Here is a 20,203-nt window from a genome sequence, read left to right as displayed (position 1 = left end):
ATGCGATGACGCAGCGCGAGCAATGGCAGGCCGGCCATGGTCCCATCCAGCACCACGCCGACACCGTGGCCCGCATGGAGGCGCTGGCCGCCGGCCTGGCGGCCGACGATCCCTATGCGCTCCTGGCCGCGGCCGACCGGCTGTGCTGCGCGGCCATGAGCGTGGTCGCCCACATGACCTATGCGCGGCGCATCGACCTGGATGGCGCGCCGCTGGCCGCCGAGGATTTCAAGCCCAATCCCGAGGGGCATACCGGCGGCTCGCTCAATATGGTGCCCGCCTTCGTGGGCTATCTGCTGGCCAATGCCCTGAGCGGCAAGACGCGCGGCTGGCTGATGGGACAGGGCCATTGCGTGGCCGCCATCGAGGCCGTCAATGCCCTGACCGGCGATGTCTCGCCGGCCCAGCGCGGCCGCTACGACCGCAGCGCCGAGGGCCTGGCGCGCCTGCTCAATGACTTCTATTCCTATGCCATCGACGCGCAGGGGCTGCCGGCCGTGCCGCTGGGCAGCCATGCCGGGCCGAACACCGCCGGCGCGGTCTCGGAAGGCGGCTACCTGGGCTTTGCCGGTCTGCAGTATGTGCACATGCCGCTGCCCGGCGAAGGGCTGGTGGCTTTTCTGAGCGATGGCGCTTTCGAAGAGCAGCGCGGCAGCGACTGGGCCACGCGCTGGTGGCGGGCCGAGGATTGCGGCACGGCCGTGCCGGTCATGATCCTCAACGGCCGGCGCATCGAGCAGCGCACCCAGATCGTGCAGGAAGGCGGCGCGCAATGGCTGGCCGACGACCTGTGGCACAACGGCTTCGAGCCGCTCGTGGTCGACGGCCGCGATCCTTCGGCCATCGCCTGGGCCATCCTGACGGCCGAGGAAAAGCTCGCCGCCAGCCTGGCCGCCCCCGGCTTTGCCTATCCCGCGCGGCTGCCCTATGTGATCGCCGTGACCGAAAAAGGCTATGGCTTCCCGGGCGCCGGCACCAATGCGGCCCACAACCTGCCGCTGGCCGCCAACCCCCGCACGGACGCCGCGGCCCGCCAGGCCTTCAATGACAGCGCGCGCCGGCTCTACGTGCCCGGCCCCGAACTGGACGCCGCGCTGGCCGCGCTGGCCAATCACCGCGCCCAGGGGCGCCCCCTCGAAAGCGGCCATCCCATGGCGCACCGCCAGCCGCCGGCGCCCGCGCTGCCCGCGCCGGCCTGGGAGGCGGTCGGCGGCCAGGGCAGCGCCATGGCCGCGCTGGACGGCTGGTTTATCGCGCTGCTGCGCGCCAATCCGGCCTTGCGCGTGCGCGTGGGCAATCCGGATGAGCTGGCCAGCAACAAGATGGGCGGCACCCTCGCGCTGCTCAAGCATCGCGTCAACCATCCCGAAGACGGCGTGCCGGAGGACCTGCACGGTGCGGTGATCACGGCGCTCAACGAAGAGGCCGTGGCCGCCGCCGCGCTGGCCAACAAGGCCGGGCTGAATCTCATCGTCAGCTACGAAGCCTTCGCCGTGAAGATGCTGGGCCTGCTGCGCCAGGAGATTATTTTCGCGCGGCGCCAGAAGGAGTTCGGACAATCGCCGGCCTGGCTGTCGGTGCCGCTGGTGGTCACCTCCCATACCTGGGAAAACGCCAAGAACGAGCAGTCGCACCAGGATCCGACCATAGGCGAAGCGCTGCTGGGCGAGATGTCCGATACCGCGCGCGTGCTCTTTCCGGTGGACGGCAATAGCGCCGTGGCGGCGCTGCGCGCCCTCTACGGCCAGCGCGCGCAAGTGGCCTGCGTGGTCGTCTCCAAGCGCGACGGCCGGCGGCGCTTCGATGGCCGCGCCGCGCAAGCCCTGGCCGAGCAAGGCGCGGCCCATGTCGCCGGCGACCCGGCGGCCAGCGCGCTGCAGTTCGTCGCCATCGGCGCCTACCAGCTCGAAGAGGCGCTCAAGGCGCGCGCCCATCTCGCCCGGCTGGGACATGAATGCTGCGTGAGCGTGATCCTGGAGCCCGGCCGCCTGCGCGCCCCGCGCGACGGCATCGAGGCGGACTTCGTGCTGCCCGATGCCGCCGTGCATGCCCTCTTTCCGCCCGGCCTGCCGCGCGTGCTGCTCTGCCACACCCGGCCCGAGCCCATGCTGGGCGTGCTGCGCCGCCTGGACGACGGCCCGGCGCGCACGCGGGCCCTGGGCTATATCAGCCGCGGCGGCACGCTGGATGTGGCCGGCATGCTGTTCGCCAACCGCTCGACCTGGGCCCACGCCGTCGACGCGGCCGCCGCCGTGGCCGGCTGGCGCCGCGAGGACGTGCTGGACGCGGCGCGCCGGCGCGCCCTCGACGGCCAAGGCCATCCCGACGACCTGCTCGTCTCCGACCTCTGACGCTGCGACACCATGCTCTCACTGACCTGCCTGGGCGGCGCCGGCACTGTCACCGGCTCCAAACACCTCCTGACCCATGGCGATACCCGCATCCTGGTCGATTGCGGGCTGTTCCAGGGCCTGAAGAACCTGCGCGAACTGAACTGGCAGAGCCTGCCCCTCGCGCCGGCCGATATCGACGCCGTGGTGCTGACCCATGCCCACCTGGATCATTGCGGCTATCTGCCCCGGCTGGTGGCCGAGGGCTTCAAGGGCGCCATCCATGCCACCGCGGCCACCCGCGATGTCGCCGAACTGATCCTGCTCGACAGCGCCAATCTCCAGGAAAAAGACGCCGAGTACGCCAACCGCAAGGGCTTCTCCAAACATAAGCCGGCCCTGCCGCTTTATCGCGTCGTGGACGCCGAGCATGCGCTGACACACTTTTCCGAGACGGCGCTGCACCAGGAAACCGCCCTGCCCGGCGGCGCCAGGCTGGTGCTGCGCCGCGCCGGCCACATCCTCGGCGCGACGACCGCGCAGGTCGACATCGGCGGCATGCGCGTGGTGTTCTCCGGCGACCTGGGACGCTACAACGACCCGGTCATGCACGACCCGGAGAGCGTGCCGCTGGCCGACTACATCGTCATTGAATCGACCTACGGCAATCGGCGGCATGATCCCGCCGACCCCTTCGACGCGCTGGGCGCGGTCATAGAGCGCACCATCAGGCGCGGCGGCACCGTGGTTATTCCGGCCTTCGCCGTCGGGCGCGCCCAGATGCTGATCTACGGGCTGTGGAAGCTGCGCCAGGCCGGCCGCCTGGACAACGTGCCGGTCTATCTCGACAGCCCCATGGCCACCAGCGCCACCGAGCTGCTGAGCCGCCATCCCGACGAGCACAAGCTGTCCGAGCACGAGTATGTGGCCGCCTGCTCGGCCGTGAACTATGTGCGCGACGTCGAGGCGTCCAAGGCGCTGTCGGCCAACCGCTATCCCAAGGTCATCATCTCGGCCAGCGGCATGGCGACCGGCGGCCGCGTCCTGCATCACATCGCCGCCTTTGGCGGCGATCATCGCAACACCCTGCTGTTCTCGGGCTTCCAGGCCGCCGGCACCCGCGGACGCAAACTGCTCGACGGCGCGGGGCAGACCCGGATCTACGGCCAATGGATGCCCATCGCCGCCGAGGTCACGGAGCTGCCCATGCTGTCGGCCCATGCCGACAGCGACGAGCTGATACGCTGGCTGTCGGGCTTTCGCGAGGCGCCGCGCCAAGTCTTCATCGTCCATGGCGAGCCCGAGGCATCGGAAGCGCTGCGCGACCGCATCCTGCGCGATCTCAATTGGTCGGCCACCGTGCCCCGGCAAGACCAGAGGTATGAGCTATGAGCAGCATCCCCGGTCTCAAACCGCCCGCCATGCGCGCCACCCGCATGCGCCTGCATGCGCAGCACCAGCCCATCGCCCTGATGCGCGCCGACTGCCACGTCAGCCGCTCCGAAGGCCTGTCGTCGCGCTCGCAAGTGCTGATCACGGCCGATGGCCGCGAGGTCCAGGCCCTGCTGTACCAGGTGGACAGCGAACTGCTGGCGGAGGACGAAGTCGCCCTGTCCGAAGACGCCTGGGATGCGCTGGGCATCGCCGACGGCGCCATCGTGCAGGTGCGCCATCCCCCGGTGCTCGAATCCCTGGCCGGCGTGCGCCAGCGCATCTACGGCCGGCGGCTCGGCCAGGAGGACATGACGGCCATCGTCCGCGACGTGGTGCGCGGCCGTTATACCGATGTGCACTTGTCGGCCTTTCTCACCGCCACGGCCACCTTGCCGCTGAGCATCGACGAGACCATCTTCCTGACCCGCGCCATGGTCGATGTCGGCGGCCGCCTGAGCTGGGATGCGCCCATCGTCGTGGACAAGCATTGCGTGGGCGGCCTGCCCGGCAACCGCACCACGCCGCTGGTGGTCGCCATCGCCGCGGCCAATGGCCTGGTCATGCCCAAGACCTCCTCGCGCGCCATCACCTCGCCCGCCGGCACCGCCGACACCATGGAAATGCTGGCCCCGGTCGACCTGAGCATAGAGCAGCTGCAGCAGGTCGTCCGCGCCGAAGGCGGATGCGTGGCCTGGGGAGGCGCCATGCACCTGAGCCCGGCCGACGATATCTTCGTGCGCGTGGAGCGCGAACTCGACATCGACACCGAAGGCCAGCTGATTGCCTCGGTGCTGTCCAAGAAGATCGCCGCCGGCGCCACCCATGTGGTGATCGACATCCCCATCGGCCCCACGGCCAAGGTCCGCAGCCGCGAGGCCGCCGAACGCCTGGCCGCCCACCTCACGGAAACCGCCTCGCACTTCGGGCTGGCCTTGCGCTGCCTCTATACCGACGGCAGCCAGCCCGTGGGTCAGGGCATAGGGCCGGCGCTGGAAGCCCGCGATGTGCTAGCCGTGCTGCGCAACGAGCCGGGCCGGCCGCAGGACCTGCGCGAGCGCGCCGCGCTGGTGGCGGGCGCCGTGCTTGAGCTGGGCGGCGCCGCGCCCGCCGGACAAGGCGAGGCCCTGGCCCTGCGGACCCTGGACAGCGGCCTGGCATGGGAGAAGTTCGCCCGCATCTGCGCCGCCCAGGGCGGGCTGCGCGAACCGCCCCAGGCCGCGCACGTCGAGCCCCTGGTGGCGCCGCAGGCCGGCCGCGTGGTCCACATCGACAACCGCAAGCTGTCGCGGCTGGCCAAACTGGCCGGCGCGCCCGAACGGCCCGCCGCCGGCGTCTCGCTGCGCCTGCGGCTGGGCGACGAGGTTTCGCGCGGACAGCCCTGGCTCTTCCTGCATGCGCAGACGCGCGGCGAAATGGCCTACGCGCTCGAATACGCCCGCCATGCGGGCGACATCATCACCATCCAAGCCTGAGCTGCCCGGGCGCGCGGGGCCGCCCCGCGCGCCCGCGCGTGATCGCCCATCGCCCGCCCCAGGGTCAATCCGGGTTTCTCATCACCGCAAGCCTTTGACTGGCATGGTCCTTTATTGATATGTTTCTGACATATCACTGATATTTCACACGCCCCAAGGAGGCAGCCATGGTTCAGAAAGTCCGCGTCATCAGCCCCGAAGTCGCCGAAGCCGCCCCCGGCCTGTGGTCCAACTGCCTGCGCGTCAAGGACACGCTCTACATCTCCGGGCTGACCTCCCGCGCCAACGACGGCGTGACTATCCTGGGCGCAAACGCCTATGAGCAGGCCAAGGTGATCTTCACCAAGTTCAAGCATCTGGTCGAAGCCGGCGGCGGCAAGATCGACGATGTCGTCACGCTGACCATCTTCGTCACCAACATGGCGGACAACAAGGAGATCTGGCGCGCCCGCCGCGAGTTCTTTACCGGCGACTTCCCGGCCTGCGCCCTGATCGAAGTGAAAGGACTGGCCCAGCCGGAGATCCTGCTCGAAATCCAGGGCCAGGCCCGCCTGGACATCGAGGGCTGATCATGAAGCTCGTGCGTTATGAAGCCGGCGAAGGTCCGCGTCTGGGCGAATGGGTCGCCGGCCGCATCCAGCCCTTGCCGCTGGCCTCCCTGCCCGAACTGCTGGCGCAGTTCGAGGCCACCGGCAAGCTGCCGGCCTCTGACGCATCGGCGGCGGTGGCCGCGCAATCGGTGCGCCTGCTGGCCCCGGTCCAGCCGCCGCGCAATCTGATCTGCGTGGGTTGGAACTACCTGAAGCACTACGACGAAAGCAAGGGCAAGCGTGAAGGCCAGGAAGTCGACCTGCCCGACCATCCCACGCTGTTCACCAAGCTGCCCACCACGATAGCGGGGCCCCACGACGACCTGCCCCTGCACGAGGCCTACACCGCCAAGCTCGACTGGGAAGTCGAACTGGCCGTCGTGATCGGCAAGGGCGGGCGCGACATCCCGGCCGACGAGGCGCTGTCCCATGTCTTCGGCTACACGGTGGCCAATGACCTGAGCGCGCGCGAGCTGCAACGCGCGCACGGCGCGCAGTGGTTCAAGGGCAAGAGCCTGGACGCCACCTGCCCGCTGGGCCCCGTGCTGGTGACCGCCGACGACATCCCCGACCCGCAGGGCCTGGCGCTGGCCTGCCGCGTCAATGGCGCCGCCATGCAGGAAGGCCACACCAGCCGCCAGATCTTCCCGGTGGCCCGCATCATCGCCGAGCTCTCGGCCGGCCTGACGCTGCTGCCTGGCGATGTGATTCTTACCGGCACGCCGGAAGGCGTGGGCGCGGCGCGCACGCCGCCGGTCTTCCTGCGCGACGGCGATGTGGTCGAATGCGAAGTCGAGGGCATAGGCATGTTGCGCAATACCGTGCGCGCCGGCCTGCTGCGCGCGACGGCGCCCGCGGCCTGATCGACAACTCCCTTATGCCCGGCCCTCGCGGCCCTACCCTGGAGCGCCCTCATGAAATCCCGATTGCTTGCCTCCCTGCTGGCCTGCCTGGCTTTTGGCCTGGCCCAGGCCGAGACCTTCCCCAGCCGCACCATCAGCTTTATCGTCCCCTACGCGCCCGGCGGTCCCTCGGATGTCGTGGCCCGCGCCCTGGGCCAGGAAGTCGCCAAGGCCGCCGGCCAGAGCGTCGTCGTCGAGAACCGTCCCGGCGGCGGCACCGTCATCGGCACCCAGGCCATGCTGGCCCAGCCGGCCGACGGCCAGACCATCAACCTGGCCGCCGCCAGCTTCGTCGTCGTGCCCCACCTCCTGCCCAAATCGCCCTACGACGCGGCGCGCGACGTGGCGCCCGTCACGCTGCTGTTCTCCAATCCCCATGTGCTGGTCGTCTCGCCCAAGGTGGCGGCCACCGACCTGAAGAGCTTTATCGAGTGGGCCAAGAGTCACAAGGGGCAGGCCAGCTATTCCTCCTTCGGCGTCGGCTCCTCGGGCCATCTGGGTTTCGAACGCTTCAAGAGCGCCGCCGGCATCGATCTGCTGCACGTCCCCTACAAGGGCGCGGCGCCCGCGGCCACCGCCGTCCTGAGCGGCGAAGTCGAAGCCAGCTTCGCCGACGTCGGGGCCGTCATGCCCTATATCAAGACAGGCAAGCTGCGCGCCATCGCGGTGGCCGGCGAACACCGCTCCGAGGCGCTGCCGAATGTCCCGACCTTCGCCGAAGCGGGCATGCCCGGCTTTGTCTCGCAGACCTGGGTGGGCCTGATCACCAAGGCCGGCGTCGCGCCCGACCGCATCGAACGCCTGAACCGGCTGTTTGCCGACGCGCTGGCCCAGCCCTCGGTCAAGACGCTGCTGCTGCAATTCGGCCTGGAAGCCCGGCCCGGCACGCCGGCGGCCTTTGCCGATTTCATGGCCCAGGAAGACAAGGCCAACGCGGAAATCATCCGCGCGGCGAACATCACGCTCGAATGAGCGCGACAGGCGGCTCGCTATAATCCCCGACGCCGCCTACCCTTACGCCATGCCCGACGACATTCTCTCTTCGCCCAGCAAGCCACCACGCAAACGCGCGCAGGCCCCCTCGCTCAGCGAGCAGGCCTATGTGGCCATCAAGGGGCAGATCCTCAAGCAGGAACTGCGCGCCGGCGACCAGATCAATGTCGCCCAGTTGTGCGAACAACTGGGCCTGGGCCGCAGCCCCGTCCACCAGGCCATCTTGCGCCTGGACGACGAGGGCCTGGTCGATGTGCTGCCGCGCAAAGGGATATTGGTCAAGGGCGAGACGCTGGACAGCTTTCTCGAACTCATTGCCGCGCGCTTGCTGGTCGAGCCCCACCTCACGGGCCTGGCGGTCGAGCGCGCCACGCCCGAACTCCTGGAACGCCTGGCGGCCATCCTCGCGCAGGGCTGGGACCATCACCGCCAACAGGATCGCCTGGGCGGCATGATGACCGACCGCCAATTCCACCAGGCGCTCTATGCCCAGTCGGGCAATGACATCCTGGCCGAGTTCGCCGGCCATTTGCTGGATCGCTCCATGCGCCTCTGGTACAAGCCGCCCGTTCCCGAGAGCCGCCCCAATGTGGCCGAGCTCGAAGAGCTCTACGACAAAGTGCGAGAGGGCGACAAGACGAGCGCGGTGGCGCTCATGCACGAGCACATCAGCTCGGTGCGCGGCAAATTCCTGGCCCGCTGAGCCCGCTTACTCGCCCACCAGGCGCCGCAGCAGCCAGGCGCCCGCCGGCCCCAGCGTGCGCCGCGTGGACCACACCGCATCGACCTTGATATGCCGGGGCCAGCCCGGCACGGCCAGCTCGCGCAGGCGCTCCTGGCCAAAACGCTGCACCATCCAGCGAGGCAACTCGGTCCAGCCGAACCCCAGGCTGGCCATCTCCAGCAGCATCAGATAGCCGGGCGCCGACCAGGTTGGACGCGCCGGCGGCGTCTCCTTGTCGGCCAGCGCAAACGTGCTCAGACGCAACTCGCGCGCGCCAGCCAGATCTTGCAGACCGACTTGCGGCAAGGCCGCCAGCGCATGCCCAGCCCCCACGCATAGCGCGATCTCGGACAGCTCGGGCAAGGTGGCGTGCGCCACATCGGGCGGATAGTCCGCCTGCGCGGCCATCAGGCCCAGATGGGCGCGGCCCTGCTGCACCAACGCCACCACGTCCTCGTACTCGGCGATCAGGCACTCGAAGCGCAGCGCCGGATAGCGCCGGTCGATCTCGCTGAGCGTGCTCTCGAAGGTGTCCGACTGAAACGTATCCGACAACACCACCGTCAGGCGCGGCTCCAGGCCCTCGGCCAACTGGCTGGCGGCGCGGTTCAGGCGGTCATTGGCCGCCAGCACCTGATGGGCGTGGCCGAGCAGGGTCCGGCCGGCCTCGGTCAGCGCCGGCTGGCGCTGACTGCGGTCAAACAGCGTCAGGTCCAGATCCACCTCCAGATTGGCGATGGTTTCGCTGACCGTGGACTGGCTCTTGCCCAGTGCGCGCGCGGCGGCCGAAAAAGACCCGGCGGCGGCGACCTCGGCGAAGGTCGCCAGCGACTCCAGGGAATGGCGCATGGCGCTCTCCTTGGCTGTGACTATCGGTTTTTCCGATGAAACCCAACTTTATCGTATCGGCTTTATCGCAGACAATAGCCGCCTTGAAGACCGAGGTTGGTCATGACGCAAGCCAAGAAAACACTCAAAGAACGCTTTTTCCACGCATTCCTGTTCGAAATCCTCGCCATCGGCCTGTGCGCGCCCGTGGCCGCCTGGGCCATGGGCACGTCTCTGTTCGAGATGGGCGTGCTCACCGCGGTGATCGCCTGGATCGCCCTGCTCTGGAACATGGTCTACAACGCCGGCTTCGACCGCCTGGAAAACCATATGGGCTGGACGCGCACCCTGCGCCTGCGGGTGGTGCACGCCGTGGGTTTCGAGACCGGGCTCATCCTCATCGTGATCCCGCTGGCCGCCTGGTGGCTGCACATCAGCCTCTGGCAGGCCTTTGTGCTGGATATCGCCCTGGTGCTCTTCTACCTGCCCTACGCCTTTTTCTACAACCTGGGCTACGACAAGGCGCGCGGCCGGGTCCTGCGCTGGCTGGCCCGGCGCGAGCGCTACGCCGACGCCTGAACGGCTATTCCAGGTGCGGGTGGCGGTCGGCCAGCCGGTAAAAACAAAAACCCCGCAGGCATCGCGTCTGCGGGGTTTTTGGCATTCCGGCCATGCCGGACAAATTCTTGGCGGACAGAGGGGGATTCGAACCCCCGATACGCTTATCACGTATACACGCTTTCCAGGCGTGCGCCTTCAACCACTCGGCCACCTGTCCTGATTTGGGTCGCTCAAATCGCAGGGATTTCCGCTGCGAAAAATGCGAATCCGCGATTCTAGCAGAAATGCGGCGGCTTTGGCGTACCGGCCCCATAAGCGCTCATGGCGAGGCTTCCTGGCGGGACAGGTCTTCGGCCGCGGCGAGGGCCTGGGCCAGGAAGGGGGAGGAATCGCCGCGCCGCCAGCTGAGGATGACGGGCGACGTGAAGGCCGGGGCGTCCACGGGCAGGCAGACGATGTCCGCCCGATTGGAGCGCTGGACGCTGGCCGGCACCAGGGTCAGGCCCACGCCGGCGACGACCAGGCCCAGGGCGGTCTGCAGCTCGTTGGCTTCCTGGACGACGGTGGGCTGATGGCCGGCGGCGCGGAACAGGCCCAGGACGTGGTCGGCGTAGTTGGGCCGGGGCCTGGCGGGATAGAGGACGAAGGGCTGGGCGGCCAGTTCGGCGACTTGCAGCGGCCTGCGCCCGGCCAGGGGATGGCTGGGCGGCAGCGCGGCGACCAGGGGTTCTTCCATCAGGACGCGGCGCTCGATGGCGGGGTCGTCGAAGGGGATGCGGCCGATGCCCAGGTCGATGCGCCCGCTCTTGAGGGCTTCGATCTGGGGCAGCGTGGTCATTTCGCTTAAACCCACTTCGACCTGGGCGTCGGCCTGGCGCAGGTAGCGGATGAGCTTGGGCACGAAGCCGTAGAGGGTGGACGGCACGAAGCCGATGCTGAACCAGCGCGCCGCCTGGGCGCCCAGGCGGCGCGTGCCGGCGACGATCTCGTCCAGGCGGGCGGTCAGCTGCAGGGATTGCTCATGGAAAAAACGCCCGGCCTCGGTGAGCTTGAGGCCGCGGCTGCCGCGCTCGATCAGGATAACGCCCAGCTCCTCTTCGAGTTGACGGATCTGGCGCGACAGCGGCGGCTGGGCGATGTGCAGGATGGCAGCGGCCCGGGTGAAGCTGCCTTCGCGCGCCACGGTCTGGAAATAGCGCAGGTGTCGGAGTTCCATACCTATACCTTAAAGGTATCGAAAGCAACCAATATAGTCTTGGACGCCCTATTTTTCCATTGCGATACTTTAGACTGGCTGTTTCTCCCTCGTTTCAGGTATGACTTCCCCCACTATTGTGGCGATCGAGACCCTGCTGGTCGATCTGCCCACCATCCGCGCCCACCAACTGGCCATGGCCGTCATGCAGAAGCAGACCATGGTCATCGTGCGGCTGCGCGCCAGCGACGATATCGAAGGCCTGGGCGAGGCGACGACCATAGGCGGGCTGGCTTATGGCGAAGAGAGCCCCGAGGGCATGAAGCTGGCCATCGACACCTATCTGGCGCCCGCGCTGATCGGCCAGGACGCCAGCAATATCCATGGCGCCATGCGCCGCCTGGACAAGGTGGCGCGCGGCAACCGCTGCGCCAAGTCGGCGCTGGAGACCGCGCTGCTGGACGGCCAGGGCAAGCGCCTGGGCGTGCCGGTCTCGGCCCTGCTGGGCGGCCGGGTGCGCGAGGCCCTGCCGGTGCTGTGGACGCTGGCCAGCGGCGACACCGCGCGCGACATCGAGGAAGCCGAGTCGCTGCTGGCCGCGCGCCGCCACAATACCTTCAAGCTGAAGGTGGGCCGCCGCGCGGTGGCCGAGGATGTGCGCCATGTGTCGCGCATCAAAGAAGCGCTGGGCGAGCGCGCCCGGGTGACGGTGGACGTCAACCAGGCCTGGAACGAGGCCGAAGCGGCCGGCGCCATCGCGAGCCTGGAGGCCGCCGGCGTGGACCTGATCGAACAGCCCATCGCGCGCGAGAACCGCGCCGGCATGGCGCGCCTGGCGGCGCGCTTCGTGGTGCCCATCATGGCCGACGAGGCCGTGGCCACGCCGGAAGACGCGCTGGAGCTCGCGCGCCTGGGCGCGGCCGACGTGCTGGCGCTGAAGATCGCCAAGTCGGGCGGTCTGTACGGCGTGACGCGCTGCGCCGCCGTGGGCGACGCCGCCGGCATGGCCTTGTATGGCGGCACCATGCTTGAGGGTTCCATCGGCTCGGTGGCCTCGGCGCATGCTTTTTGCGCCCTGCCGACCCTGGCCTGGGGCACGGAGCTTTTCGGGCCGCTGCTGCTCAAGGACGACATCGTGGCCACGCCGCCGCGCTACGAAGATTTCGCCATGCGCCTGCCGCCCGGCCCGGGCCTGGGCCTGACGCTGGACGAGGACAAGCTGGCCTTCTACCGGCGCGGCTGACGCCAGCGGCCCCGCCGCTGAGATAAAGACACAGGAGACTCATTATGCGTATTACCCAAGCCTTCGCGCGCGCCGCGCTGGCCGCCACCTGCCTGCTGGGCGCCGCCGGCGCCCAGGCCGGGGGCTACCCCGACCATCCCGTCAAATGGGTGGTGCCCTTCCCGCCCGGCGGCGCCATGGACGCCATCGCCCGCACCCTGGGCGAATCCATGGGCCGCGCGCTGAACACCACCTTCATCGTGGAGAACCGCGCCGGCGCGGGCGGCAATATCGGCGCCATGGCGGTGTCGCGCTCGGCGCCCGATGGCTACACCATCATGATCGCGGCCAACGGCATGGCGGTGAATCCGGCGCTCTACGGCGATATGGGCTATGACCCGCAAAAGGATTTCGCGCCCATCTCGCTGCTGGCCGTGGTGCCCAATGTGCTGGTGACCAATCCGGCGCGCAACCAGGTGGGCAGCGTGGCCGATGTGATCGCCCAGGCCAAGGCGAAGCCGGGGCATTACACCTTCGCCTCGGCGGGCGTGGGCACCTCCATCCACCTGGCCGGCGAACTCTTTGTCTCCATGGCCCAGGTGGACATGCTGCACGTCCCCTACAAGGGCAGCGGTCCGGCCATGGCCGATCTGCTGGGCGGGCAAGTGGACTATATGTTCGACAGCATCACCTCGGCCAAGCCGCATATCCTGTCGGGCAAGCTCAAGGCCCTGGCCGTCACGACCAGCAAGCGCTCCTCGGCCCTGCCGGATGTGCCGACGGTGGCCGAAGCCGGCGTGCCGGGCTATGAGCTGATGCCCTGGTTCGGCACCTTCGCGCCGGCCGGCACCCCGCCGGAAATCGTGCAAAAGCTCAATGAGGCCATGCGCCAGGCCATGGCCGATCCCAAGGTGCGCGGCACGCTGGACTCCATCGGCGCCGAGCCCATCGGCAGCAGCCCCGAGGCTTTGCGCGACCACCTGGCCAAGGAAACCACGCTGTGGGCCAGGCTGGTCAAGGAACGCAATATCAAGATCCAGTAAGCGCCATCAGGGCCGGCGCTAGGGCTCGATCTGCCGGTAGGACAGCACCGTGCCGTCGGGCGTGGTCTCTTCCAGCCGCACCCGGAAGCCCCATAGCCGGCCAAGATGCTTCATGACCTGGTCGGCCTCGTCGCCGTCCAGGGGCCGCCCGCGGCTTTGCTGGTGCCGCAGCACCAGGGCGCGGTCCGATTCGCGCTGATAGCGCACCACCTGGATATCGGGCACCTGGTTGTCGCGGTTGTGCTGGGCGGCCAGCAGCTTGCGGATCTCTCGATAGCCCTCGTCATCGTGGATGGCGGCGACCTCCAGCTTGGGATTGGCCATGTGGTCGGCAATCGCGAAGAAGCGGAATTCGCGTATCAGGCGCGGCGAGAGATACTGCGAGATGAAGGACTCGTCCTTGAAGTTGCGCATGGCGAAGTCCAGCGTCTTGAGCCAATCCGAACCCGCGATATCCGGAAACCACTTGCGGTCCTCGTCGTTGGGCGATTCGCAGATGCGGCGGATGTCGCTCATCATGGCGAAGCCCAGGGCATAGGGATTGATGCCGCCATATCCGCGTTCATCGAAGCCGCGCTGGCTCACGACGTTGGTGTGGCTCTGCAAGACCTCGATCATGAAACCGTCGGTCACCATGCGCAGCTGGTGCAAGCGGTTGAGCAGGGTGTAGTGCCAGAAAGTGGCCCAGCCTTCGTTCATGACCTTGGTCTGGGTCTGCGGATAGAAATACTGCGACACCTTGCGCACGATGCGCACCAGCTCTTTCTGCCAGGGCTCCAGCCTGGGCGAGTACTTCTCGATGAAATAGAGCAGGTTTTCTTCGGGTTCGGGCGGGAAGACGCTGCGCTTCTGGGTCTCGGGCGCGGTCTCCACGCGCGGCAGGGTGCGCCAGAGGTCGTTGTACTGCAGACGCGCATGCTCGGCGCGCTCGGCCTGGCGCTGGGCCTCTTCGCGCAGCGAGATGGGCGGCGGGCGCTTGTAGCGGTCCACCCCGTGCAGGCTGAGGGCGTGGCAGGAGTCCAGGATGGCCTCCACGGCCTCGATGCCATAGCGCTCTTCGCAGTCCATTACGTACTTGCGGGCGAACACCAGGTAATCGAGCACGCCGTCGGCATCGGTCCATTGCCGGAAAAGATAATTGCCCTTGAAAAAGGAGTTGTGCCCATAGCAGGCATGCGCGATCACCAGCGCCTGCATCGCCATGGAGTTCTCTTCCATCAGGTAGGAGATGCAAGGGTTGGAGTTGATGACGATCTCGTAGGCCAGCCCCTGCATGCCCTTGCGGTAATACTGCTCGTTGCGGATGAACTCCTTGCCATACGACCAATGCGGATAGCCGATGGGCAGGCCGGCCGAGGCATAGGCGTCGAGCATTTGCTCGGAGGTGATGACCTCGATCTGGTTGGGGTAGGTGTCCAGGCCATAGTCGCGTGCAATGGCGCTGATGGCGTCGTCATAGCGCTGCAACAGCTCGAAGGTCCAGTCCGAGCCCTCGGAAAGCGGGGCGCCCACTTCCCATCCGGTGGCGATCGCGTTCATACGGCCTCCTTCTTGAACAACTCATGGAAGACCGGAAAGATCTCGCTGCGCTGGCTGATGCGGCGCATGGCGAAATGCGGCGCGGCTTCCTGTTCGTACTCCGCCCAGAGGCTGCTCTTGCGCGCCTCCGGCGAATCCGGCACCTCGATATAGGCGAAGTAGCGCGTGGCCGGCAGCAGGTTCTCTGCCAGGAAACGCGCGCTCTTGCCCGCGTCGGCCCCGAAAGAGTCGCCGTCGCTGGCCTGGGCGGCGTAGACGTTCCAGGCCGAAGGCGGATAGCGTTCCTGCACGATCTCGTGCATCAGCTCCAGGGCCGACAGCACGATGGTCCCGCCGCTCTTGGGATCGTAGAAAAAGGCCTGTTCATCCACCTCCTCGGCATTGTCGGTGTGCCGGATGAAGACCACCTCCACTTTCTCGTACTTGCGCGACAGGAACAGATACAGCAGCGTGAAGAAGCGCTTGGCCAGGTCTTTCTTGCCTTCGTCCATGGAGCCGGACACGTCCATGAGGCAGAACATCACCGCGCGCGCCACCGGCGTGACCACGGGCACGCGGTTGCGGTAGCGCAGGTCCAGGTCGTCCAGGAAGGGCACGCGCGCGGCATGCCGGCGGCACTCCTCCAGGGCCGCGCGCAGCGTGGCGAGCTCTTCCTCGTCCGCCTTGCGCGCGATGGCTTCTTCCAGCCTGAGCTCGGCCTCCTCGACATCGTTGCGGGCGTTCAGCCCCAGGGCCACACGGCGCGACAGCGAAGCTCTCAGGGTCCGGTTGACCGACAGCAGGCTGGGCGAGCCCGTGGTGGTATAGCCCGCCCGCTGCCATTTCTTCTGCGAGACATCGCCCAGTTGCGTACGCACCAGGTGCGGCAGCTCCAGGTCGTCAAAGAACAGGTGCAGGAACTCCGCCCGGGAAAGGCTGAAGGTGAACTGGTCCACCGATTCGCCCTCGCCCGGTTCGGAGCCTCCCTCGCCCTCGCCGCCTTGCGGGCGGTCGATGGTGTCGCCCTTGGCGAACTCCCGGTTGCCCGGGTGCACGATCTCGCGGTCTCCGCCGGCGCCATGGCGGAAATGCGGCTCGGAGATGTCGCGGGCGGGCAGATTGATCTCCGCGCCCTGGTCCATATCCGAGATCGAGCGTTCACGGACCATATCCTGCACCGCCTTGCGGATCTGGTCTTTATAGCGCCGCAGAAAGCGCTCGCGATTCACCGCGCTTTTGTTGCGGCCGTTCAGGCGACGATCAATGAGCGAATTCATGATCCACCTCGACTAGGACGACTTCCTCACCCGCAGATACCACTCGCAAAGCAGCCGGACCTGTTTCTCGGTGTAGCCCTTGTCCACCATGCGGTCGACAAAGCTCTGGTGCTTGCTTCTGTCCTCGGCCGAAGCCTTGGCGTTGAACGAGATGACGGGCAACAGATCCTCGGTGTTGGAGAACATCTTCTTCTCGATCACCTCGCGCAGCTTCTCGTAGCTGGTCCAGGTCGGGTTGCGTCCGCCATTGTTGGCGCGGGCGCGCAACACGAAATTGACGATCTCGTTGCGGAAGTCCTTGGGATTGGCGATGCCCGCGGGCTTTTCGATCTTCTCGAGCTCGTCGTTGAGCGCGCTGCGGTCAAAGCTCTCGCCGGTTTCCGGATCGCGGAACTCTTCGTCCTGTATCCAGCAATCGGCGAACGTGACGTAGCGGTCGAAGATGTTCTGCCCGTACTCCGAGTACGACTCGAGATAGGCGGTCTGGATCTCCTTGCCGATGAACTCCGCATAGCGCGGCGCCAGATAGCCCTTGATGAACTCCAGGTAGCGGCGGCGCACTTCCTCGGGGAAGTCCTCGCGCGCGATGCGCTGCTCCAGCACATACATCAGGTGCACGGGATTGGCCGCCACCTCGGTCTGGTCGTGGTTGAAGACGCTGGAGAGGATTTTGTACGCAAAGCGCGTCGACACGCCGTTCATGCCCTCATCGGTGCCGGCGTAGTCCTTGTACTCCTGCAGGGCCTTGGCCTTGGGGTCGACGTCCTTCAGGGTCTCGCCGTCGTAGACACGCATCTTGGAATAGATGCTGGAATTCTCCGGCTCCTTCAGGCGCGTGAGCACCGAGAACTGCGCCATCATGTCCAGCGTGCCCGGCGCGCAGGGCGCCTTGGACAGCGAGCTGTTGCGCAGCAGCTTTTCGTAGATGTGGACCTCTTCGGTGACCTGCAGGCAATAAGGCACCTTGACGATATAGATGCGGTCGAGGAAGGCCTCGTTGTGCTTGTTGTTGCGGAAGGTCTGCCACTCGGATTCATTCGAGTGCGCGAGTATGGTCCCATTGAAGGGAATGGCCGAGAAGCCCTCGGTCCCCTTGAAGTTGCCCTCCTGGGTGGCGGTCAAGAGCGGATGCAGCATCTTGATCGGCGCCTTGAACATTTCGACGAATTCCAGCAGGCCCTGGTTGGCCAGGCACAGGCCGCCCGAATAGCTGTAGGCGTCTGGATCGTCCTGCGAATAGCGATCGAGCTTGCGGATATCGACCTTGCCCACCAGCGAAGAGATGTCCTGGTTGTTCTCGTCGCCCGGCTCGGTCTTGGCGATGGCGACCTGGCGCAGCACCGAAGGATTGACGCGCACCACGCGGAACTGCGAAATATCGCCGTCGAACTCCTTCAAGCGCTTGACGGCCCAAGGCGACATGATACCGCTCAGATAGCGCCGGGGGATGTTGTATTCCTTCTCGAGCGTCTCGCCGAAGCGCTCGGGATTGAACAGCCCCAGCGGGGATTCGTTGACGGGAGAGCCCTTCAGGGCATAGATGGGATAGGTCTCCATCAGCGCTTTCAGGCGCTCGGCGATGGATGATTTGCCGCCGCCTACCGGGCCCAGCAGATAGAGTATCTGCTTGCGTTCCTCCAGCCCCTGCGCGGCATGCTTGAAGAAAGAGACGATCTGGTCGATCACCTCCTCCATGCCGTAGAACTCCTTGAATGCCGGGTAGCGCCGAATCAATCGATTGGAAAACAGGCGCGACAGGCGGGGATCATTGCGTGTATCGACAAGTTCCGGCTCGCCTATGGCGGCGAGCATGCGCTCGGCCGGGCTGGCATAGGCCATGGGATCCTGCCTGGCCAGTGTCAGATACTCTTCCAGCGAGAGTTCTGCTTCCTGGTCACGCGCATACTGCGACTTGAAGCCTTCGAGGATGCTATGCACGGCAAACCCTCCTACAGTACTTAGAGCACGGGTCCAAAACACGGGTCCGTATGGCCATTGTGTTCCTCCTATACCAGCCTCGCCAGTCCTTATTGCGATCGCACAACACACATTATGTAGTCGTCGTACTTTCACCACACACAATAGGCAGGATCGAAGACGCCTGTTTTGTTTAGGCCCCTATTGCTCGCGACAAGTTCCGCGCGCCTGTCATCCGCATGAAAAAAAGCCGTGGCAGCAATAGCAGCCACGGCTTGGGAGTGCTAACAACAGCAAGCGGATTCGCGATCGCGCAACGCGCCGGCATAAGCATATGAACGGATGTTGCCGTTCATGACGCGCTTTACAGCCAGGCCGGCGCGCGCCCCTCCACGGCGCCCGAGGCGCTCAGCATGCGCTCGACATAGCGCGCGATCATGTCGATTTCGAGATTGACCTTGTCGCCGGCCTTGACATTGCGCAGCGTCGTCACGGCCTGCGTATGCGGGATGATGTTGATGCTGATCTCGCAACCGTCCGCGGTGTCCTCGACCCGATTGACGGTCAGGCTGATGCCATTGACCGTGATCGAGCCCTTGTAGGCAAGGAAACGCGCCAGCGCCTTGGGCACCGCGATCACCAGCTCGCGCGACTCGCCCACATCGGAAAACCGCAGGATCTCGCCCAGGCCGTCCACATGGCCGGACACCAGATGGCCGCCCAGCTTGTCGCCCAGGCCCAGGGATTTCTCCAGATTGACCTCGCCCTCGCGCTCCAGCCCGACCGTGCGATTCAGGCTCTCGCGCGAGACATCGACCGCGAAACCCCGCGCCGACAGCTCGATGACCGTCATGCAGGCGCCCTGCACCGCGATGGAATCGCCGATGGCGACGTCGTCCAGCCCGAGCTCGCCGGCGTCGATACTCAGGCGCACGCCGGCCTCTTCGCCAGGCAGCGGCTTGACCGACACGATGCGGCCCACGGCCGCGACCAAACCCGTAAACATGCGATTTCTCCCAGATAAAACTAGTTCTCTGACGCGCGGCGCGCGCTGGCCAGCAACGCCAGCCAGCGCGAAGGATCGCGCGCCTGCAGGCGGACATCCTCGCCCACCCGCGCCAGATCGGTAAAACGGAAGCGGCGCGCGGCGTCCAGATGCTCCAGCAGGGGCATCTGGACCATGCCGGCGGCATCGCCCAGCATCACCGGCGCCAGATAGATCAGCAGCTCATCCACGCAATCGGCCGCCAGCAAGGCCCCCGACAGGCCGGCGCCGGCCTCCACATGGACCTCATTGCATTCATGCTCGCCCAGCCAGCGCATCATGGCGGCCAGGTCCACGCGCTGTCCGCCGGCATCCGGCAGGCAGACCACCTCGACATTCTTGTCGGCCAGCCGGGCCGCCTTGTCCGCGTCCTGGCGCGCCGTGAACACCCAGGCCGGCGTGCCGTCGAACAGGCGCGCATCCTCGGGCACGCGGAACTGGCCATCGACCACCGCCTTGCGCGGCTGGCGCGGCGTCTGGATCGCGCGCACATTCAGTTGCGGATTGTCCTTGAGCACCGTGCCCATGCCGGTGAGCACCAGGTCGGCGCGCGCGCGCCAGGCGTGGCCGTCGGCGCGGGCGGCCTCGCCGGTAATCCATTGCGACACCCCATTGTGCAGGGCGCTGCGGCCATCCAGCGAGGCGGCCAGCTTGAGCCACAGCCAGGGCGTGCCCCGGCTCATGCGCGCCACGAAGCCGGCATTCAGGGCCAGGGCCTCGTTTTCGCACACGCCGGCGCTCACGGCGATGCCGGCGGCGCGCAGCCGCGCGAAGCCCTGGCCCGCCACGCGCGGATTGGGATCGCCCAGGGCCACGACCACGCGCGCGGGCGCGGCAGCCACCAGGGCGTCCACGCAAGGCGGCGTGCGGCCGAAATGGCTGCAGGGTTCGAGCGTGACATAGACCGTGGCGCCCGCCGGATCATGGCCGGCGGCCTGGGCGGCGCGCAGGGCCATGATTTCGGCATGCGGGCCGCCCGGCGGCTGGGTGGCCCCCTCCCCCAGGATTCGGCCATCGCGCACGATGACGCAGCCCACGCGCGGATTGGGCGTGGTGGTATAGATCACGCCCCGGGCCAGGTCCAGGGCGCGCCGCATCCAGAGAATATCTTGGGGCTCGCTCATGCCAACGATTGTATCCGGCCCCTGGGGG

General features: G+C 67.0%; 17 protein-coding genes and 1 tRNA gene. 10 read left to right on the top strand and 8 right to left on the bottom strand.

Translation table 11 applies throughout. The features are described from left to right. The first annotated feature begins 5 nt into the window (after positions 1-5). The 7 genes from L540_RS10075 to L540_RS10045 all read left to right on the top strand — a co-directional run bounded on the left by L540_RS10075 (position 6) and on the right by L540_RS10045 (position 8,424). Positions 6-2,351: a phosphoketolase family protein gene (locus tag L540_RS10075; RefSeq protein WP_043209770.1), complete on the top strand. Its 2,346-nt coding sequence runs from the start codon at positions 6-8 to the stop codon at positions 2,349-2,351. 12 nt (positions 2,352-2,363) lie between these two features. Continuing rightward, positions 2,364-3,722, top strand: coding sequence for an MBL fold metallo-hydrolase RNA specificity domain-containing protein (locus L540_RS10070; protein WP_043209773.1), 1,359 nt, complete (start codon positions 2,364-2,366; stop codon positions 3,720-3,722). Continuing rightward, a complete protein-coding gene (locus L540_RS10065; protein ID WP_043209774.1) occupies positions 3,719-5,236 on the top strand; it encodes a thymidine phosphorylase family protein in 1,518 nt (505 codons plus the stop codon). Before L540_RS10070 ends, L540_RS10065 begins: the two co-directional genes overlap by 4 nt. Before the next feature lie 167 nt (positions 5,237-5,403). Next, positions 5,404-5,805: a RidA family protein gene (locus L540_RS10060; protein WP_043209776.1), complete on the top strand. Its 402-nt coding sequence runs from the start codon at positions 5,404-5,406 to the stop codon at positions 5,803-5,805. Positions 5,806-5,807: 2 nt separating this feature from the next. Continuing rightward, the gene (locus L540_RS10055) at positions 5,808-6,689 is read left to right on the top strand and encodes a fumarylacetoacetate hydrolase family protein (protein WP_043209778.1); all 882 of its coding nucleotides are present in this window, start codon (positions 5,808-5,810) and stop codon (positions 6,687-6,689) included. A 51-nt stretch (positions 6,690-6,740) separates the two neighbouring features. Then, positions 6,741-7,700, top strand: coding sequence for a Bug family tripartite tricarboxylate transporter substrate binding protein (locus L540_RS10050; RefSeq protein ID WP_043209780.1), 960 nt, complete (start codon positions 6,741-6,743; stop codon positions 7,698-7,700). Positions 7,701-7,749: 49 nt separating this feature from the next. Next, positions 7,750-8,424, top strand: coding sequence for a GntR family transcriptional regulator (locus L540_RS10045; RefSeq protein ID WP_053073190.1), 675 nt, complete (start codon positions 7,750-7,752; stop codon positions 8,422-8,424). A gap of 6 nt (positions 8,425-8,430) precedes the next feature. Here L540_RS10045 and L540_RS10040 read toward each other — a convergent pair whose 3' ends face one another. After that, a complete protein-coding gene (locus tag L540_RS10040; protein WP_043209781.1) occupies positions 8,431-9,294 on the bottom strand; it encodes a LysR family transcriptional regulator in 864 nt (287 codons plus the stop codon). Between the two features lie 102 nt (positions 9,295-9,396). Between L540_RS10040 and L540_RS10035 the strand changes: the two genes are divergently transcribed. Further along, complete coding sequence (locus L540_RS10035; RefSeq protein WP_043209783.1) at positions 9,397-9,852, top strand: multidrug/biocide efflux PACE transporter; 456 nt, start codon at positions 9,397-9,399, stop codon at positions 9,850-9,852. 108 nt (positions 9,853-9,960) lie between these two features. Here the strand turns inward: L540_RS10035 and L540_RS10030 are convergent. After that, positions 9,961-10,051 (bottom strand) — tRNA-Ser (locus L540_RS10030). Positions 10,052-10,153: 102 nt separating this feature from the next. Next, the gene (locus L540_RS10025) at positions 10,154-11,050 is read right to left on the bottom strand and encodes a LysR family transcriptional regulator (protein ID WP_043209785.1); all 897 of its coding nucleotides are present in this window, start codon (positions 11,048-11,050) and stop codon (positions 10,154-10,156) included. A gap of 100 nt (positions 11,051-11,150) precedes the next feature. Here L540_RS10025 and L540_RS10020 point away from each other — a divergent pair, with 100 nt between their 5' ends. Beyond that, positions 11,151-12,272: a muconate/chloromuconate family cycloisomerase gene (locus L540_RS10020; RefSeq protein WP_043209786.1), complete on the top strand. Its 1,122-nt coding sequence runs from the start codon at positions 11,151-11,153 to the stop codon at positions 12,270-12,272. A 44-nt stretch (positions 12,273-12,316) separates the two neighbouring features. Beyond that, on the top strand, positions 12,317-13,294 hold the full coding sequence (locus L540_RS10015; protein WP_043209789.1) for a tripartite tricarboxylate transporter substrate binding protein: 978 nt from the start codon (positions 12,317-12,319) through the stop codon (positions 13,292-13,294). Positions 13,295-13,312: 18 nt separating this feature from the next. Here the strand turns inward: L540_RS10015 and L540_RS10010 are convergent, their stop codons facing one another. From L540_RS10010 to ribD, 5 genes are all read right to left on the bottom strand, one after another. Then, positions 13,313-14,833 (bottom strand): SpoVR family protein, encoded by a 1,521-nt coding sequence (locus tag L540_RS10010; protein ID WP_043209791.1) that lies wholly within the window; start codon positions 14,831-14,833, stop codon positions 13,313-13,315. Next, positions 14,830-16,089: a YeaH/YhbH family protein gene (locus L540_RS10005; protein WP_043209793.1), complete on the bottom strand. Its 1,260-nt coding sequence runs from the start codon at positions 16,087-16,089 to the stop codon at positions 14,830-14,832. The genes L540_RS10010 and L540_RS10005 overlap by 4 nt, the downstream gene beginning before the upstream one ends. A gap of 12 nt (positions 16,090-16,101) precedes the next feature. After that, positions 16,102-18,018, bottom strand: coding sequence for a PrkA family serine protein kinase (locus L540_RS10000; RefSeq protein ID WP_372432989.1), 1,917 nt, complete (start codon positions 18,016-18,018; stop codon positions 16,102-16,104). A 352-nt stretch (positions 18,019-18,370) separates the two neighbouring features. Next, entirely contained in the window at positions 18,371-19,012 is a 642-nt protein-coding gene (locus tag L540_RS09995) for a riboflavin synthase (RefSeq protein ID WP_043209797.1), read from the bottom strand. A 20-nt stretch (positions 19,013-19,032) separates the two neighbouring features. Next, the gene (gene ribD / locus L540_RS09990; RefSeq protein WP_109842535.1) at positions 19,033-20,148 is read right to left on the bottom strand and encodes a bifunctional diaminohydroxyphosphoribosylaminopyrimidine deaminase/5-amino-6-(5-phosphoribosylamino)uracil reductase RibD; all 1,116 of its coding nucleotides are present in this window, start codon (positions 20,146-20,148) and stop codon (positions 19,033-19,035) included. Between the last annotated feature and the right edge of the window lie 55 nt (positions 20,149-20,203).

This window comes from Bordetella pseudohinzii, assembly GCF_000657795.2.
Taxonomy (GTDB): domain Bacteria; phylum Pseudomonadota; class Gammaproteobacteria; order Burkholderiales; family Burkholderiaceae_B; genus Bordetella; species Bordetella pseudohinzii.
Note: the sequence above shows the minus strand (reverse complement) of the source record. Positions and strands in the feature narration are given on the sequence as shown.

What these genes read in the sequence shown, in the direction of transcription:
- L540_RS10075 (WP_043209770.1), top strand. Translation starts at nt 6, where the DNA reads ATGACGCAGCGCGAGCAATGGCAGGCCGGCCATGGTCCCATCCAGCAC.
- L540_RS10070 (WP_043209773.1), top strand. Translation starts at nt 2,364, where the DNA reads ATGCTCTCACTGACCTGCCTGGGCGGCGCCGGCACTGTCACCGGCTCC.
- L540_RS10065 (WP_043209774.1), top strand. Translation starts at nt 3,719, where the DNA reads ATGAGCAGCATCCCCGGTCTCAAACCGCCCGCCATGCGCGCCACCCGC.
- L540_RS10060 (WP_043209776.1), top strand. Translation starts at nt 5,404, where the DNA reads ATGGTTCAGAAAGTCCGCGTCATCAGCCCCGAAGTCGCCGAAGCCGCC.
- L540_RS10055 (WP_043209778.1), top strand. Translation starts at nt 5,808, where the DNA reads ATGAAGCTCGTGCGTTATGAAGCCGGCGAAGGTCCGCGTCTGGGCGAA.
- L540_RS10050 (WP_043209780.1), top strand. Translation starts at nt 6,741, where the DNA reads ATGAAATCCCGATTGCTTGCCTCCCTGCTGGCCTGCCTGGCTTTTGGC.
- L540_RS10045 (WP_053073190.1), top strand. Translation starts at nt 7,750, where the DNA reads ATGCCCGACGACATTCTCTCTTCGCCCAGCAAGCCACCACGCAAACGC.
- L540_RS10040 (WP_043209781.1), bottom strand. Translation starts at nt 9,294, where the DNA reads ATGCGCCATTCCCTGGAGTCGCTGGCGACCTTCGCCGAGGTCGCCGCC.
- L540_RS10035 (WP_043209783.1), top strand. Translation starts at nt 9,397, where the DNA reads ATGACGCAAGCCAAGAAAACACTCAAAGAACGCTTTTTCCACGCATTC.
- L540_RS10025 (WP_043209785.1), bottom strand. Translation starts at nt 11,050, where the DNA reads ATGGAACTCCGACACCTGCGCTATTTCCAGACCGTGGCGCGCGAAGGC.
- L540_RS10020 (WP_043209786.1), top strand. Translation starts at nt 11,151, where the DNA reads ATGACTTCCCCCACTATTGTGGCGATCGAGACCCTGCTGGTCGATCTG.
- L540_RS10015 (WP_043209789.1), top strand. Translation starts at nt 12,317, where the DNA reads ATGCGTATTACCCAAGCCTTCGCGCGCGCCGCGCTGGCCGCCACCTGC.
- L540_RS10010 (WP_043209791.1), bottom strand. Translation starts at nt 14,833, where the DNA reads ATGAACGCGATCGCCACCGGATGGGAAGTGGGCGCCCCGCTTTCCGAG.
- L540_RS10005 (WP_043209793.1), bottom strand. Translation starts at nt 16,089, where the DNA reads ATGAATTCGCTCATTGATCGTCGCCTGAACGGCCGCAACAAAAGCGCG.
- L540_RS09995 (WP_043209797.1), bottom strand. Translation starts at nt 19,012, where the DNA reads ATGTTTACGGGTTTGGTCGCGGCCGTGGGCCGCATCGTGTCGGTCAAG.
- ribD (WP_109842535.1), bottom strand. Translation starts at nt 20,148, where the DNA reads ATGCGGCGCGCCCTGGACCTGGCCCGGGGCGTGATCTATACCACCACG.